The organism is Alteromonas sp. Cnat3-28 (assembly GCF_022348265.1).
GTDB classification, from domain to species: Bacteria; Pseudomonadota; Gammaproteobacteria; order Enterobacterales; family Alteromonadaceae; genus Alteromonas; species Alteromonas macleodii.
Map to the genome: position 1 here is coordinate 234,954 of NZ_JAKREY010000003.1, position 16,068 is coordinate 251,021.

The 16,068-nt window shown below is 44.4% G+C and carries 9 protein-coding genes; 6 read left to right on the plus strand and 3 right to left on the minus strand.

The features are described from left to right. Nucleotides 1-251: 251 nt before the first annotated feature. Nucleotides 252-2,501, plus strand: a complete 2,250-nt coding sequence (locus MHM87_RS05025) for an acyl-CoA dehydrogenase (RefSeq protein ID WP_014950257.1) — start codon at nucleotides 252-254, stop codon at nucleotides 2,499-2,501. Between the two features lie 152 nt (nucleotides 2,502-2,653). Beyond that, nucleotides 2,654-3,361: a hypothetical protein gene (locus MHM87_RS05030; RefSeq protein ID WP_239257993.1), complete on the plus strand. Its 708-nt coding sequence runs from the start codon at nucleotides 2,654-2,656 to the stop codon at nucleotides 3,359-3,361. 73 nt (nucleotides 3,362-3,434) lie between these two features. On the opposite strand, the gene MHM87_RS05035 is transcribed toward MHM87_RS05030, so the two are convergent. Beyond that, a complete protein-coding gene (locus MHM87_RS05035; protein ID WP_239257941.1) occupies nucleotides 3,435-5,945 on the minus strand; it encodes a TonB-dependent receptor in 2,511 nt (836 codons plus the stop codon). A gap of 479 nt (nucleotides 5,946-6,424) precedes the next feature. Here MHM87_RS05035 and MHM87_RS05040 point away from each other — a divergent pair, with 479 nt between their 5' ends. From MHM87_RS05040 to MHM87_RS05055, 4 genes are all read left to right on the plus strand, one after another. Continuing rightward, nucleotides 6,425-8,443 (plus strand): bifunctional diguanylate cyclase/phosphodiesterase, encoded by a 2,019-nt coding sequence (locus MHM87_RS05040; RefSeq protein ID WP_239257942.1) that lies wholly within the window; start codon nucleotides 6,425-6,427, stop codon nucleotides 8,441-8,443. A gap of 5 nt (nucleotides 8,444-8,448) precedes the next feature. Further along, the gene (locus tag MHM87_RS05045; RefSeq protein WP_014950261.1) at nucleotides 8,449-9,027 is read left to right on the plus strand and encodes a thymidine kinase; all 579 of its coding nucleotides are present in this window, start codon (nucleotides 8,449-8,451) and stop codon (nucleotides 9,025-9,027) included. A gap of 351 nt (nucleotides 9,028-9,378) precedes the next feature. Further along, nucleotides 9,379-12,282, plus strand: coding sequence for a TonB-dependent receptor (locus MHM87_RS05050; RefSeq protein ID WP_014977109.1), 2,904 nt, complete (start codon nucleotides 9,379-9,381; stop codon nucleotides 12,280-12,282). 150 nt (nucleotides 12,283-12,432) lie between these two features. Then, nucleotides 12,433-13,935 (plus strand): tryptophan halogenase family protein, encoded by a 1,503-nt coding sequence (locus MHM87_RS05055; RefSeq protein ID WP_239257943.1) that lies wholly within the window; start codon nucleotides 12,433-12,435, stop codon nucleotides 13,933-13,935. Nucleotides 13,936-13,950: 15 nt separating this feature from the next. Here the strand turns inward: MHM87_RS05055 and MHM87_RS05060 are convergent, their stop codons facing one another. Beyond that, nucleotides 13,951-14,976, minus strand: a complete 1,026-nt coding sequence (locus MHM87_RS05060; protein ID WP_014950264.1) for a LacI family DNA-binding transcriptional regulator — start codon at nucleotides 14,974-14,976, stop codon at nucleotides 13,951-13,953. Between the two features lie 185 nt (nucleotides 14,977-15,161). Continuing rightward, the gene (gene upp / locus MHM87_RS05065) at nucleotides 15,162-15,791 is read right to left on the minus strand and encodes a uracil phosphoribosyltransferase (RefSeq protein ID WP_239257944.1); all 630 of its coding nucleotides are present in this window, start codon (nucleotides 15,789-15,791) and stop codon (nucleotides 15,162-15,164) included. Between the last annotated feature and the right edge of the window lie 277 nt (nucleotides 15,792-16,068).

Below are 16,068 nucleotides of genomic sequence, written 5' to 3' on the forward strand. Positions count from 1 at the left end.
CTTAGTCTGGTATAAGGAAATTTTACATTCAAAACAGTGATTAACATAACCCACACAAAAATTTAATTATCCATAAAATTCTCACGTACGTATATTTCACTATAAACAAGCCTTTTTATATTAAGCATAAACCATTGATAAAGATGGAGAAACATGTTGCACAGGGCTTGACGTAGCGAATTTTTTTGATCTTTTGTGAATTTGTTGTAGTATAAAGAAATACAACTGGTCAGATGAGCGGATGAGTTATTATGAGTATCAGAACTAGCTTAAAGAAAGTATTACCCCCAATTTCAATCACAGAGCAAGAAGCCTTAGATGCAGGCGACGTGTGGATTGAATCTTCTATTTATCAGGGTAAGCCTGACATGCAGGCGCTACGCGATATCCCTCAGGCAAAACTGAGCGCAGAAGAACAAGCATTCATGGACGGTCCAGTAACCGAGTTGCTGAACATGATCGATGATTTTGAATTAGGCAACGGCAAGCACATTCCTCAGGACGTTTTAGACTTCCTAGGTAAGAACCGCTTCTTCTCTATGATCATTCCAAAGAAATTTGGTGGTCTTGAGTTCAGCCCGTATGCAAACTCTACAATCGTTGCCACTATCGCAGCGAAAAGCGGTGCAATTGCAGTAACCGTAATGGTTCCTAACTCATTAGGTCCAGGCGAGCTTCTTATGCACTACGGTACGACCGAGCAGCAAGATTACTGGCTACCTCGTCTAGCAGACGGTCGCGATATTCCGTGCTTCGCGCTTACCAGCCCTGAAGCAGGTTCTGACGCAGGTGCTATTCCTGACGCGGCTATCGTGACTAAAGGCGAATTCAACGGTGAAGAAGTGCTTGGTTTACGCGTAAGCTGGGACAAGCGCTACATTACACTTGCACCAATTGCTACAGTACTTGGTCTTGCGTTTAAAGTGTTCGATCCAGACCAACTACTTGGCGACAAACTAGAGCTTGGCATTACCTGTGCCCTTCTACCTAAGTCTCACCCAGGTGTTGAACTAGGTAACCGTCACGACCCAATGGGTGTACGCTTCTACAACGGTACTACTCGTGGTCAAGATGTGTTCATTCCTATGGACTTCATCATTGGTGGTCAAAAGAACATTGGTCGTGGTTGGCAGATGCTAGTTAGCTGTCTAGGTGCAGGTCGTGGTATTTCACTTCCAGCAATGGGCGTAGCAACTGCACAATCAGCATTTAAAGGCACGGTTGAGTATTCATTCGTACGTGAGCAGTTTGGTCTTCCAATTGGTCGCTTTGAAGGTATTCAAGAGAAAATGGCAGACATCGCGGGTAAGACGTTCTTACTTGAAGCGATGCGTGTGTTAACAACTGAAGGTCTAGGCCTAGGTGTTAAACCATCAGTAGTTACCGCTATTGCTAAATATCACATGACTGAACTAGGTCGTGATGTGATGAACTCTGCTATGGACATCCAGGCAGGTAAAGCGATTCAACGCGGTCCTCAGAATACGTTAGCGGGCGGCTATGCTGCGCTTCCTATCGCGATTACGGTAGAAGGTGCAAACATTCTTACCCGTAACTTAATGATCTTCGGTCAAGGTGCAATGCGTTGCCACCCGTACCTGAAAGACATGGTTGACCTAATCCACAGCAACGAAAGTTCAGCGGATGCAGAGTTCAACAAGGTACTTCGTAAGACTGTTGGCTTCAGCGTTAAAAATGCATTCCGCAGCCTAGGTAAGGGCTACCTTCCTTTCCTACGCGAGAGCGAGTCTGCACTACCAGAAGTTCGCAAGTACGAGAAGCGTGTTAACAGCATCTCTGCAAAACTAGCACCACTTGCTGACTTGTCACTTGCGGTACTAGGCGGTGACCTTAAGAAAGCTGAGCTTTTATCAGCACGTCTAGGTGACGTAATGAGCTACCTATACGGTGCAATGGCGGCAATTCGTTTCTACGAGCAGCGCATTGAAGACAGAAAGCTTGCGCTACCGTATTTCGAATACGCTATGCAGTGGTCTTTACAACAAGCGGATCAGGCAATTGTTAACTTTATCAACAATTTCCCGAACACGGCGACACGTGGCTTAATGCGTCTTCTTACCAACACCTACACCAACAGTGTTGCGGGTATCAGCGATGACCTAGTGCGTGAGCTTTCTATTGCGTCTATGCAAGACAACAGCGTGAAAGAGCAGCTTACTCACCTTGTTCGCGTTACGCCTGGAGATGGCAACGACATCAACGAGCAAGCGTTCAAAGCGAAGCACGCGGTAGCGCACCTTCTTGGCAAAGTGCAAAAAGCACTTCGCAAAGAGCCTGTAGTGCCGTTCATTTCTTTTGAACATGCACTTAACAAGCTTCAAGAAAAAGGCGTAGTAACGGCTGATGAAGCTGCTAAGCTTCACGACTATAACGAAAAACGCAAGCTAGCAGTTCGTGTAGACGAATACACGTTCGATATGGAACTTGTTCCAGCGTCTCAAACGCTTAAAGCGATTGATGGCGGTCAAAACGCTGCGTAAACTGTCATAATTGCGGTAACTTGATTAACAAAGCCCCATCCTTGAGATGGGGCTTTTTATTTGCCCGTTAAATTACCTTTCTATTGTTTCGTTCGTACTCTACCCTTAGCTTATCGTGGTTTTCTTAAACAAGGATTTGTAAAGTGAAAACGATGCGCTTTATTGGCATTCAAACCGTTTCAACATTTTTTATTCTCTTTATCTCGTCGCTGCTATTCAATTCAAACACCAGTGCCCAGCACGATGATACTAACTTCGTCATTGGAGAACTAACTCATCCTCGAGTAAGTAGCTTCTATAAACCCCTAATAGCACGTGCGTACCAAGATATCGGCATTGAGGTTACATTCGAAAAAGTGGGTGGGGAAAGAGGCTTACGGCTTTTGAATGAAGGAATGACAGATGCAGATATTATTCGCTATGACGTAGTGTCTCAACCTGACAATAACATTGTAATTGTTCCTCCAGCACTGTCTCATGGCGCATCATTTCTATTGTGCATACGAGGAGCTGAGTGCAATAAAAGCATAATTCAACAACCAGATAAGGCAATAGCCGTTACTACCCGATTTTTCTTCAATATGCACGCCAAACCTGGCGAGTTAAATGCCAACATCTTTGAATTTGATGACTTTCACCACGTCATAAATTTACTGCTCAACGGGCGATTTGACTACGCTATTTTACCGAGTGACTATTTTGAAGAAGCCATTTTCGAACAATCTGGAATTGAGTATATACCTCTAGTGGAACACGAATTGGTACACGTTATTCATAAGAAACATAGCCATTTAATTGACCAACTTTCCGCAGCAATCACCAAGCAGCTTCAATTACTCAAAACCGCGGAGAGCAAATAAATAAAAAACGCCCGCATCAATTGCGGGCGTTAATTGAACAATAACTAGTACCTTCGCACTAGATATTTGCTCGTTAGTCGAACATATATTTAAGCGACAGCACTGTAGTACGGCCGTTCAATGGACGTGCTCTGATGTAGCTACCAACTTCTGCTGAACCCTCTTCTGACTCAGTGATGATAAATTCATCAGTGGCGTTATTCACATTAAGCGACACAGAAAATTGATCGTTTACCCAATAAGTGGCAAACAAGTTTACAAGGTTATAACCCTCCTGTTTAAGGTCGTTATTGTCCTGAACATAGTACTCTGTCGAGCCTTGTAGTGAGGCACCAACAGACCATGTATCAGTAACGTACTCAGGGGTAATAGTCCAAATCCAATCTGCTTGGCGGCGTGGAGTATTTCCTTCAAGTGCAGGATTGTTTACGTCTTTACTGATTTCAGCGTCTGTCCACGTTAAGTTACCGGATAGCACGAAATTATCAGTTGCTGTCCAGCGGCCTTCAAGCTCTAAACCTGTTGCTTCATATTCGCGCATAAAGGTTAAACCACTGGTTACCTCTGCTTGCGTATCTTCAGTAACAGTATCAAACAAGGTTGCGTTAACCATGAGGTCTTTCGTACCGTATTTGTAACCTACCTCGAATTGCTTCGTTGTATCGTAACCCGATGTTGTGCTTGTTAAGCTGCCGTCTGTATTCAATGTACCGCCAATCTGCAGTAAACGATCTGCAATAGCACGGCCACCTTTTGAGTAACGGGCAAAAAATGTCTGACTGGCGCTTAGCAGGTACGAACCACCGATTGAATAAGACGTATTATTCGCGCTGTAATCAACAATTTGAGAAGACGCACCGGCGCGATTTAAGTTGATAACACCACCGCTAATGAAGCCGCTGTTGATTGCTGAAGCATCTTCAATTTGTTCAATAGTTCCGTTACCGTTTAGGTCGAAGTCAGCATTTCCACCGCAACATGAGCTGATGAGTTCACCTGAAGCTTCGGTCGTGTCATGACGTACCGATGCATCAATAAGAATGTTATCTGACAATTCAAAACCAACGTTCATGTACGGCGCTTTTGTTACATAGTTTAAGTCCCACTCCCATGAAAGGAAGCTTGGTGACAACAAACCGTTTGAAACAAGTTCCACGCCATCGCCATCGGTAATTGTTAGAAGCTGTGAATTGTCACCGTCTAGAGTTTGTATAAATGTCTGCCAGCTTGACCAGCTTGTGGCGATGTCCTGGTTTGAGTAGTAATAACCTACTGTGAGGTCGATACCGTTATCAAATTCTTTACGCAAGCTGAAATCGTTGATCATATTACCCAGATCGTTGATTCTTGTGTCGAACTGAAGGTTTGTAAATGCTTGTCCTGTGTACACTTCACCAGCGCCAGGTCCGTTCGCGAGCACAACACTTGTGCTGTCGCAATTCAGCGCATTTCCGTCACCGTCTGTAGCGCCGGCACAAAGTGCAGAAGCGAAATTCGATACATCGCCAGGGCCCGCTGGAAATCCATCAGTAAATGGAGCAATAAAACCACCTGAGATATCTGAAATACGGAACTTGTTTAATAAGAACAAGTTTTCAGCCACTTCGAGGTCAACTTCAACGCCAAATGAGTTTACTTTTGATTCAATACCATCGCGGACGTCGCGATTCTCTGGGTTACCATAGCTGTCAAAAGTAGAAATGTTTGTGTTGTAAGCTGAGTTTAATGCCTGTGAGCTGGCATCGTAACCAGGTACCGGGCCATATTCACCATCGCCTTTCACCAATACCGGAGAAGGAAGGTATGTTGATACTTTGTCATCAAGGTTTTTATAGAAGAAACGGATGTGACCGTTATCTAGCATCTTAGTGATATTGAACTTAACCTGACCGCCTTGGTCGCCATTGTATCCCGTTTCTCGCGGGCCCTCTCCACCACGGGCAAAGCCAGCAATGTGGTAGTAAAGGTCGTCGCTAATTTCACCGCCATAGCGAAAGTCTAAACGAAATTCTTCGTAATCAACGCCAAATGACGTTCCAATGGCACCGCCACCTACTTCGCCCGTGTTACTGATCAAGTTAATAACACCGCCTGGCGAGTTACTGGCGAATGTTGACGCTGAACCACCGCGCACTGCTTCCACATTCGCTACTGACCAGTCGTAGCGTAAAAAGTTATCGGCATTGCCAAAGTTAATATCACCATATTCTAAAACAGGTAAACCGTCTTCATGGATTTGCAAGAATTTAGAACCACCCGTCGCAAGTGGGATACCGCGAATAGTAATATTTGCGTTACCGCCTCCGCCTGAAGACTCGGCACGAATACCGGGTAACGCGCGAAATACCTCAGCGGTAGAACGAGGAGCTAGTTTAAGAATATCGTCTTCGTCGAATGCACTTACAGAAACACTAGCTTCTTGCATCGTTGCACCACTCGGTGCAGCGGTAACCACAATCTGTTCGAATTTTTCTTTCGACTTTGCGTCAGCATCAGCTGTTGATGATTCCTGCGCAATAACCGAGCCCGAAAAAGCGGCGCAAATCGCTAGGGTCAAAGCGTTGAGTGTGTGATTTTTGTTCATTTTTTTCTCCGGCAATGTGTTGAATTTGTTAAATCCAAGGTAGCCTCTGCCCCTTTAACGTAGGGAGGCGGCAACACAATTCAAACTTAATCGATTAAGAATTTATAACAAAGGAACAACATTGTAAACATCCTGTGAAGAATTTTTACTCTTGCGCAGTGCCTTATTTAACATTTATATACTAAAGTTTTAGCTATATTTAGCGGTTCACATCGCAGATAAAAAATAAAAATCAATATCGATTTAGAACACTACACTTTCAGGTATTTAGAACGAACTGTGAAAAAACATAGACAGACTAAAAGCGGGTTGCTTTAGTCGAATTTTAAAATGCCCCCGTCATATGTATTATATTTAGCCTATACTACAATCATTTAGTGCACTTAAGTTTGTACGCTTCGTTCTATTCTGTACGACTAAATTTGCTTTTGAAGTAACGCATTAAATTTGAATCACAATGTAATTAAGGCTTTATCCGGTTGAACACGTATCAAGAATCGATATCACAAACTGAAATAGAACGAGACACCACCGACATGCTAATTGGCAATAGCTTTGTCGGCTTCTTGATGACGATATTTGCCTTTTCTGGCCTGGTATTTTTCTTTGAAAGCGACTCCCCTTCAACATTTGCAAACAAACTACAGATTTGGGGAGTAATGGTGTGCGTCTCACTTCTGAGGCTAATTGATGCATTGTATTGGCGCACTAATTTAGCAGGAAAAGCTTATAACCCGCGCCCTGCTTTGATTCGGTTTTCGACCGGGCTTTATGTTACGGGTTGTATTTGGGCGCTTTATTCAGTGCTTTTCTATTCATCCATGGCAACTGTCGAACTAGCAGCGACTATGGTTGTACTCGCCGCGATGTCCGGCGGAGCTGGTACAGTCCTGTCTCCTAACATAAAACTCGTCGGGTTCTATCCTACTGCTCTTCTTGTACCTATGTCGTTATGTGCGTTAATAGATGCTAGCGGGAAATTTTTTATTTTAGGTGTGCTTGGCTTGGTTTTCTGGTTTGGTATTTTCGCCAGTGCTTTTCGCTACCATCGCTTTTTCATCAGTACGTTACACCTTAAAGCTAAGAATAATAGTTTGATGGAACAGATGCGTATTGAGCGTAGTGAAACAGTTAAAGTAAACAAACTACTCATAGCTTCAAACGAAAAGCTCGATGCATCTAACGCCAACCTTGAAGCGGAAGTGGAAAGAAGAACGGCGGATTTATATCGGTTGTCTAACAGAGATCCACTGACAAATTTGCTTAATCGCAACGGCTTTCTCAAGCATCTCAACAATTTGATAGACACCACACGTGCCCTAGATAACTCGCTCGCCCTTCTATTTATCGACTTAGACGGATTCAAGCAAGTTAACGACAGTTTAGGACATAAAGTCGGCGATATTGTCCTTGCCGAAATTGCCAACAGACTTCGTAACTATACGGAAGAAAATCACCTGGGAAGATGGGGAGGAGACGAATTCGTCGCCGTAATTCCTTATGCTAATGTTGATACCGCAAAGGCCGCAGCACACGCTATGCGCAGTGGCGTCACTATTCCCATTATTGCGAACGACAATCAGGTAACGTTAGACGCCACTATCGGCATCGCTATGTTCCCCGTCCATGGCGACAGCGCAGTTGATTTAATTCAACAGGCCGACCTGACTATGTATGATCAAAAGCGTAAGCAAAGAGGCTCTATTGGCGTATTTAACGAAACGTTGCACAACGAAATAAAGCGAGAGCAGCGCCTTTGTGAACGCTTAAGATTAGCCATTGAAAATAGTGAGTTTACTGTTTTTTATCAACCTATCATTGACGTCACGACAAACTCCTTGTCGTCAGTAGAAGCGCTTTTACGGTGGAACTGCGACGGAGAAAACATCTCTCCTGCGGTGTTTATCCCCCTTGCAGAGCGCAGCGGGCTAATGCCTGAAATAGGTGCGTGGGTATTAAATAGAGCGCTTATCGACCTTTCACATTGGCAGTTCAAACCCGGCCTCGCAATGTCGATAAATGTATCAGTCGCGCAGCTGCTCGATGACAGCTTCTTTAAAGTTTTAGACAATGCCCTTAGCACAACTAAAATTTCACCAGAACGCCTCTATCTAGAAATAACTGAAAGCGTATTCGCTATTGATAAAGATCTAGTGACTAAACGAGTGAGCGAACTCGTAGCCCGTGATGTCAAAATATCAATTGATGACTTTGGTACAGGTTATTCATCTTTAAACCGTCTTCAATCTATGCCATTCAATTTTATTAAAATTGACCGCTCTTTTATACAGAATAGCTCTGAAGAGAGTGATACCATAATAAGAGCAACACTTTTAATGGCTAAAGAGTTTGGCTGTAAAACCATTGCAGAGGGCATCGAAACTGAGCAGCAAAGGCAACATTTGTCGCAGCTTGGAACCGACTATTTGCAAGGCTTTTACTTCGCTAGACCAATGAACGCCAACGACCTTATTTCTTGGTATAACGAAAACTACTAATAACCATGGCTCAACTTTATTTTTATTACTCTGCAATGAACGCAGGGAAGTCTACATCACTCCTCCAATCAGCTTATAACTACCGTGAACGCGGTATGCATTCAGTGATTTATACCGCAGCGCTTGACGATCGATACGGCGTTGGGAAAGTCACTTCTCGTATCGGCTTACAAGCAGATGCCAAGCTATACGCAAAAGGCGATGATTTGTTTGCCTCAATAAGCAAAGACTGCGAAGCGTTAAAGCCCGACTGCATTTTTATTGACGAAGCACAGTTCTTAACAAAGGCACAAGTAAAGCAGCTAGTGGACGTAGTTGATGAACTTGATGTGCCGGTACTAGCCTACGGCCTGCGTACCGACTTTTTAGGTGAAACCTTTGAAGGCAGTCACTATTTACTGGCTTGGGCAGATAAACTATCTGAACTAAAAACCGTTTGCCATTGCGGCAAAAAAGCAAGTTTCGTGGTGCGTTTAGACGAAAATGGCAATGCAGTAAAAAATGGTGATCAAGTACAAATTGGCGGCAACGACACCTATGAATCAATGTGTCGCAAGCACTTTAAAGAACTGGTTTGGGACTAAATCCCAACGTCGAGTAACCTAACTAAAATAAGCGGTCACTGAACCTCATATCTGTTGCGGGCTATAGCATTTATTGTCCGCTTCTCATTCTCTCAAAAATTTGCCACTCCCCCTTCTGCCCTTTGCCAGATTTCAATCGGCGTTATCCAAACTTTCTCGATACTATCTAGAGGTAGCAAGAAAAAGCATTAAGCATTCTTGCTAGCCACGAATAGCCGTTTATGACCTGTATTTGAAAACACTTTTCTTAAACAATTAAGAAAACACTTGCGTATAAGTAAAACAACTACTATTGTTAAAACGTTGTAAATAATAAAACCTTTGTTTAACACACTCAGCAAGGTATGACTCATGAAGCACACCAGTACGTTTAAACCTGCGTTAATCGCTATTTCAATTACCGCCGCCCTTAACAGCGGTTCAGTAGTAGCACAAGACACACCAGACGACGAACAAGTAGAAATTATTCAAGTTTCGGGTATTCGAGGCTCTTTGATGCGCGCCCAAGCGGTGAAAATGGACAACGATTCCATTGTTGAGGCCATTTCCGCAGAAGACATCGGTAAGCTTCCAGACTCTTCAATCGCAGAATCACTTGCCCGCTTGCCAGGCCTATCAGGTGAGCGCGTAGGCGGACGAACGTCGGGTATTTCGGTACGTGGCTTCAAAGAAGACTTTACCGGCACCTCGCTGAACGGACGAGAGCTTATCGGTATTGGCGATAACCGTGGCGTAGAGTACGACTTATACCCTGCTGAAATCATGACAGGTGCCACAATTTACAAAACCTCTGACGCGTCGCTTATTGTCCAAGGTATTGGCGGTACAGTAGACTTGCAAACAGTACGCCCTCTAGCAGCCCAGGAAACCCTTACCGTCACTGGGGTCTATGAACTTGGTGGCAACGATTCAGATAATCCAGAGTTCGACAATAGCGGCAACCGTTTTGCCCTTTCCTTTGTAGAAAAGTTTGCCGATGACACTGTGGGTCTCGCACTTGCCATTGCATCAACGGAGTCCCCCAGAAACGAGAGAAAATACGGTGTTTGGGGTTATGGTGAGAATGACGATGGTCAGGTGCTTCCGTTTGGTTTAGACACTCAGGCCATTAGCCGCGTACTAGAACGCGATACAATTTCAGCCATTCTTCAATGGCGCCCTACTGATAGACTAGACATCGTATTTGATGCGCTAGATATTGATTATTCTGACTCGGGTGTTATTCGCGGTTTCATCGAACCCTTCGCTGCGGCAAATGTTAGCGGTACAGGCATTAACAACTCGGGCACGCAAGTTAACGCGAATCCAGTATTGCGTACAGATCCCGCGCAAAAAGATGGCGAGCTTCAAACCTTCGGTTTAAATATCAAATACGACATAACCGATGAGTGGTCTCTTACTTTAGACGTGGCAGACAGTGAGTCGAACAAACGTGACTTGCGTGGTGAATCATACGCTGGTTTAGCGCGTTCTGGTGCGCTCGGCGAAGGGCAATTAGGTTCACGTCAATTCGAAATGAGCACTGATGGTATTTACTTTACCGGCAGTAGCGGCCTTGATGCATTCTCTGATCCCACCATGTTACAGCTTGCGGGCCCTCAAGTTTGGGGGGGCGGTATGGCTAACATTGCCGATCAGTTTACCACCGATGTGTTACAGGCAAATGGTCAACCTTACAGCTATTTCAACGCCCAAGACGGCTTCCTGAACTTTGCTGATTTTGAAGAAGAGCTGACCACAATACGTTTTGAGGCAGTTGGTTATGTAGATTGGGGAATCTTCAACACTTTTACGGCCGGCGTAAACTATAGCGACCGATACAAAGCAAAAGATAACAAAGGTTTCTTCGCAACCGCATCATCTTATCCATTTTCTGAAGCGATCCCTGAGCAGTATCTGTACAACGGTTTAGCTGACTTAACCTGGGCTGGCATGGGTTACGTTGTAGCCTACGACGGATTTGCCCCTTACAACGATGGTGAATATACGCTTAATGATGCAGGGCTTCTAGAACCTGATCGTTTAGGTGATACCTACACCATTGATGAAGAAGTAACTACATTATACGCCCAGCTAGACTTTGAGACTGAAGTTCAAGGTTTCAATGTAAAAGGTAACGTGGGTGCACAATATGTACAAACAGACCAAAGCTCAACGGGTTTCATTGGTATTGTAGGCCCGAACTTTGCCGTGTGTGACGACGATGGCAACCAAGTGGTTGATGCGGACTGTATTATTACCGATGGCGACGATTACTCTCACTTCCTGCCTAGCCTGAACGTAAGTGTCGAACTTAATGAGAATCGCTACTTGCGTTTGGCGGCATCGAAAACCATTAGTCGAGCGCGTATCGATCAAATGAAAGCATCGGGCTTTGTTAAGTTTGATCAAAATATTGAGCTGATTGCCACAGAAAATTCTGAGGCAGCGGTGAGAGAGTTCGGGTCGCCTTGGTCTAAATTTACGGGTAACCCAACCCTTCGTCCGTTAGAAGCCAATAACTTTGACATTTCATTTGAAAACTACTTCGATGAAGAAGGTTATGTCTCGATTGCGCTTTTCTATAAAGATTTGGTTAATTGGACCCGCGATGGCAACCAGCTTATTGATTTCACGAATGACGTGACCAATGACGGTGCTAACTACTTCATCCCTGGATTCCATGACAGGATCGTGGACGTTGCGGGTAACTACGGCCCGCAAGACACGCCTTACGAAGTGGGCGATTTAGTAACTCCGCCAGACCAAGGCTTCTATTCATTCTTCGAAGATGGCCTAAAAGGTGAAATGAAAGGGGTTGAGCTAACGGCCAATGTTCCTTTGAGAATGCTCACTGACTCTCTGGATGGATTTGGTATTGCCGCTTCTGCAACAATCCTAGATGCGGAGCTTGAAGATGGCACAGCCATTCCAGGCCAATCAGACAATACGTACAGCATTACAGCGTACTATGAGATGAACGGCTTTGAGATTAGGGTTGCGGCAACCGATCGTTCTGAGTTCCTCACATATCAGCGTGGAGGTTCAAACAAAATTGAGCCAGCAACTCGTAACGCCGTTACCCAAGTCGATGCTCAAATTAGCTACGATTTCGCAGATAGCGGAATTGAGTACTTGGAAGGGCTAAGAGTATCGTTACAAGGCGTCAACCTGACTGATGAGAAAGAAGAAACCATTGATGATGCGGGCATTGTTACGCTCCGCCGTGAGTTTGGTCCTTCTTATATGCTAAACCTCAACTATTCGTTCTATTAAAAGGGACCATCTCTTTTGAACGTACGAAAATAATGGCACGCATCTTTAGATAGTGGATACGTGCCTTGCATTACTGCCATGTAAAGTGTGGCAGTAATGCGCAACTCTGATACTGTTTAATTTCACCCTTCTTTTATTGCAGAGCCTTTAATGACAACACCACACCGAATTGTTATTGCTGGAGGCGGCACAGCAGGTTGGATGGCTGCCAACCTTTTAGCTCACCGCTGGGCTAATCAAGCTGTGACCATCACACTCATAGAATCAGAAGACATTGGCACAATAGGCGTAGGCGAAGGCTCGACTCCTACTCTCAAGCGTTTCTTCCAAACTCTTGATATTCCTGAGTATGATTGGATGGAAGAGTGCCAAGCAACGTATAAAGTTAATATCAAGTTCACGGGCTGGAATGGCAATAATTCACACAGCTACTCTCACCCCTTTATTAGCCAGCTAGATGTTTTTAGTGAACGAGCATTTCACGTTAATGCCTTAACCAGAAGGCTGGGGCTCGATGTTGAAACTCGACCTGATAAGTTTCTTATGGCGGGGTATTTGGCAAAGAAAAACCTTGCCCCTCTTCCCTCACATAATTTTCCATTCGATATAGAATACGGCTACCACTTTGACTCTCTAAAACTTGGACGATTCTTACGCGAGCGCGCTAAATCAAAAGGCGTATATCACGTTGTTGGTAATATTGAATCGGTGCATACCTCACCATCTGGCGACATTTCACATCTCGTCTGTCAAGACGGACAAAAACTTGATGGAGAGCTGTTCATAGATTGCACGGGGTTTTCAGGGCTCCTTTTACAAAAGACGCTAGGCGTACCGTTTAGGGACTTTAGTGACAACCTATTCAATGACTCGGCCGTTGTGTTGCCTACACCAGCATGCGCTAATTTACCGGTTGAAACCGAGTCGGTTGCCATGTCGAACGGTTGGCGTTGGCAGATACCGCTTCGCAACCGCACGGGAAACGGATATGTGTATAGTCAGCAGTACCAAGAGAAAGACGCTGCAGAATGTGAATTGCGACGCGCATTGGGGATGGAAAATACCGATGTTGAAGCAAAGCACTTGTCTATGCGTGTAGGTCAATGTGAAAGGCATTGGGAGAAGAATTGTCTTGCACTAGGCTTGTCGCAAGGGTTTATTGAACCTTTAGAAGCAACGGCACTACACCTAGTTCAAACGAGCATCGAGCTTTTCGCGGACAACTATTCTTTCAACGAAACAAGTGCTCAACAGAGACAGGCGTTTAATCAGGAAGTTTCAGAGCGCTTTGAACGCGTCCGAGATTATATCGTGTGTCATTACAAGCTAAACGGGCGCAACGACAGTGACTATTGGAGAGACAACAGAGCTAACATGAAGCTGTCCGAATCACTGCTTAGTTTACTAGATGTGTGGTACAGAAAAGGGGATATTGTTGAGGAAATAAAGCGCCAAGGTATTGGTCGACATTTCAGCACTACGTCGTGGCACTGTTTGTTGTCTGGCTATGGTGTATTCCCGCCACCGGCACTCAATCAGCCCGCTTCTTTGAAGGAAAGCGGCGATCTTTTTGAAGAAAAGAAGCTTGCCGCATTTTTTAATCGCTGCTCGTTAAACTTTGATAAGCAATCTACCTTATTTAACGCGGGCTGAACCTCTTGGCTCAGCCTATACCGTCTCGCCGACTTGCAATTCAAAAGGCAGCGTACTCTTTGCTGTTACTTGATTAAGCAGTGCTTTTGTTGCTTCTACGCCTTTGCCACTGCTGGATTGGCAAACTGTAGTAAGACGCGGGCGCGCACGCTCGGCTTCCCCAATACCATCAAACCCTGTAATTTTAAGCTCTTCCGGTACCTTAATATTCATATCCAAGGCTAAGTGAAGTAGCTCAAGGGCTATAATGTCACTCATACACAAAACCACATTAGGTCTTGGAGAGCTGGTCAGTACTTCTTTGGCTGCCTGTCTTGCAAAGTGTCTGTCACTTTCTGGAAGGTGCCAAATACGCTCATTGCTTACCGTGATGTTCTTTTCTTCAGCGGCCCTTAAATAACCATCAAGTCGACGGTGAGCAATTGAGCTGTCTACGTCAATCAACGGACTATCGTAAATACGACATGTAGAAGGCGAGTCAATCAGGCGAAGCCCAAAGATTGCCACATTGTCACCTTCATTTAACGCATGAGACGCAACGCGATAGGCCGCCTCTTCGTTATCAATATTAATAGATGGTTTGTCTTCGATATCAAAGTCAACGGTGACCACAGGTTTTGGCGACACTGCCAACTCCGCTACCAAGTTGCTGTTGCGCGGTTGTCCGTAACAGATAAAACCATCAACAAAATCTACAACATCAAGAATGCTGTCAGAGTCGCCCGCGTACAGTAACAAATGCTTGCCATTTTCTTGAAGCGCAGAAGAAACACCTTTAATAAAAGTACTCGCGACGGGGTCACTCACCATATATGAAATGCTGTCGGCTAATACTAAAGCCACAATATTTGATGTGCCCTTTCTGAGGATCTGTGCTGCTTTATTGGGGCCGCTGTAACCAATCTTTTTGCACTGCGCTAAAATCTCTTCGCGCTTCGCTTTTGATAATTGGTCCGGGCGGTTAAATGCATTTGAAATGGTTGCCGTTGAAACGCCCAACTGTTCAGCAACATCTTTTAGGGTAAGTTTTGTTTTATTCATTATTTTTAGCTCTTTTCACGAAACTAACTACCCAGAGTTAAAAACAAAAAAGGGTAGCAAGCGTGCGCTCTGACTACCCTCTGACTATATCATTAACTTAAACGTTTAACGCGTGAAATTTAGCGCTAATTCGATGAGTTGTGTAACAAATTGCTCAATGGCTTAATTTTTAGAGATTTTCGCTCTTAGCGCGTGCCAAAGATTTTGTCTCCAGCATCTCCTAATCCCGGTAGGATATAGCCTTTATCATTCAATCTATCATCGATTGCGGCGGTAAAGATATCAACATCAGGGTGTGCTTCAACAACGGCTTTAATGCCTTCAGGCGCAGCAACAAGGAATAGTCCCATTATTCTTCGACAGCCTTTCTTTTTCAGAAGATCGATTGTTGCAATCAACGTTCCGCCTGTTGCCAGCATGGGGTCAACAATCAGTGCGGTACGTTCATCAATGTTTTTTACTACCTTGTCAAAATAGGCAACTGGCTGCAGTGTATCTTCATCACGGTACAAACCGACTACACTAATCTTCGCATTTGGAATAAGTTCCAGTACGCCTTCAAGCATACCTAAGCCAGCACGAAGAATAGGGACAACAGTTATTTTCTTACCTTTAATTTGTCTTACTTCTACCTCATCTCCCGACCAACTTTTAATCGTCGCTCTTTCCGTAGGCAGTGTTCGCGTTGCTTCATAAGTCAGAAGGTTCCCTACTTCAGAGGCAAGCTCGCGAAAGTCTTTGCTGCTAATTTTAGCGTATCGCATAAGCCCTAGTTTGTGCGCAATAAGCGGGTGGGTAATTTCGTGAACGGCCATGTAAGACTCCTTGTAATCGATTTAGCTATATTTTAACCCAGAAGTATTTTAGTTAAAGCGATTAGTCGTAAAAATATGTTTATTCAATGCTTTAAAACGCCACATCAACGCTAGACAGAGTGGATAAATGCTATAACCTATTGCGTAGGCTATAGCCACAGTTCGTGGCGCAATTCACGATCATGAATGTATAGCGCTCGCTATGAATTGTCGTAGTTACGCGCTAATGAGATCGATTGAGAAAGTTTCAGGAAGTTCAATTTTCTCAAAACAGCCG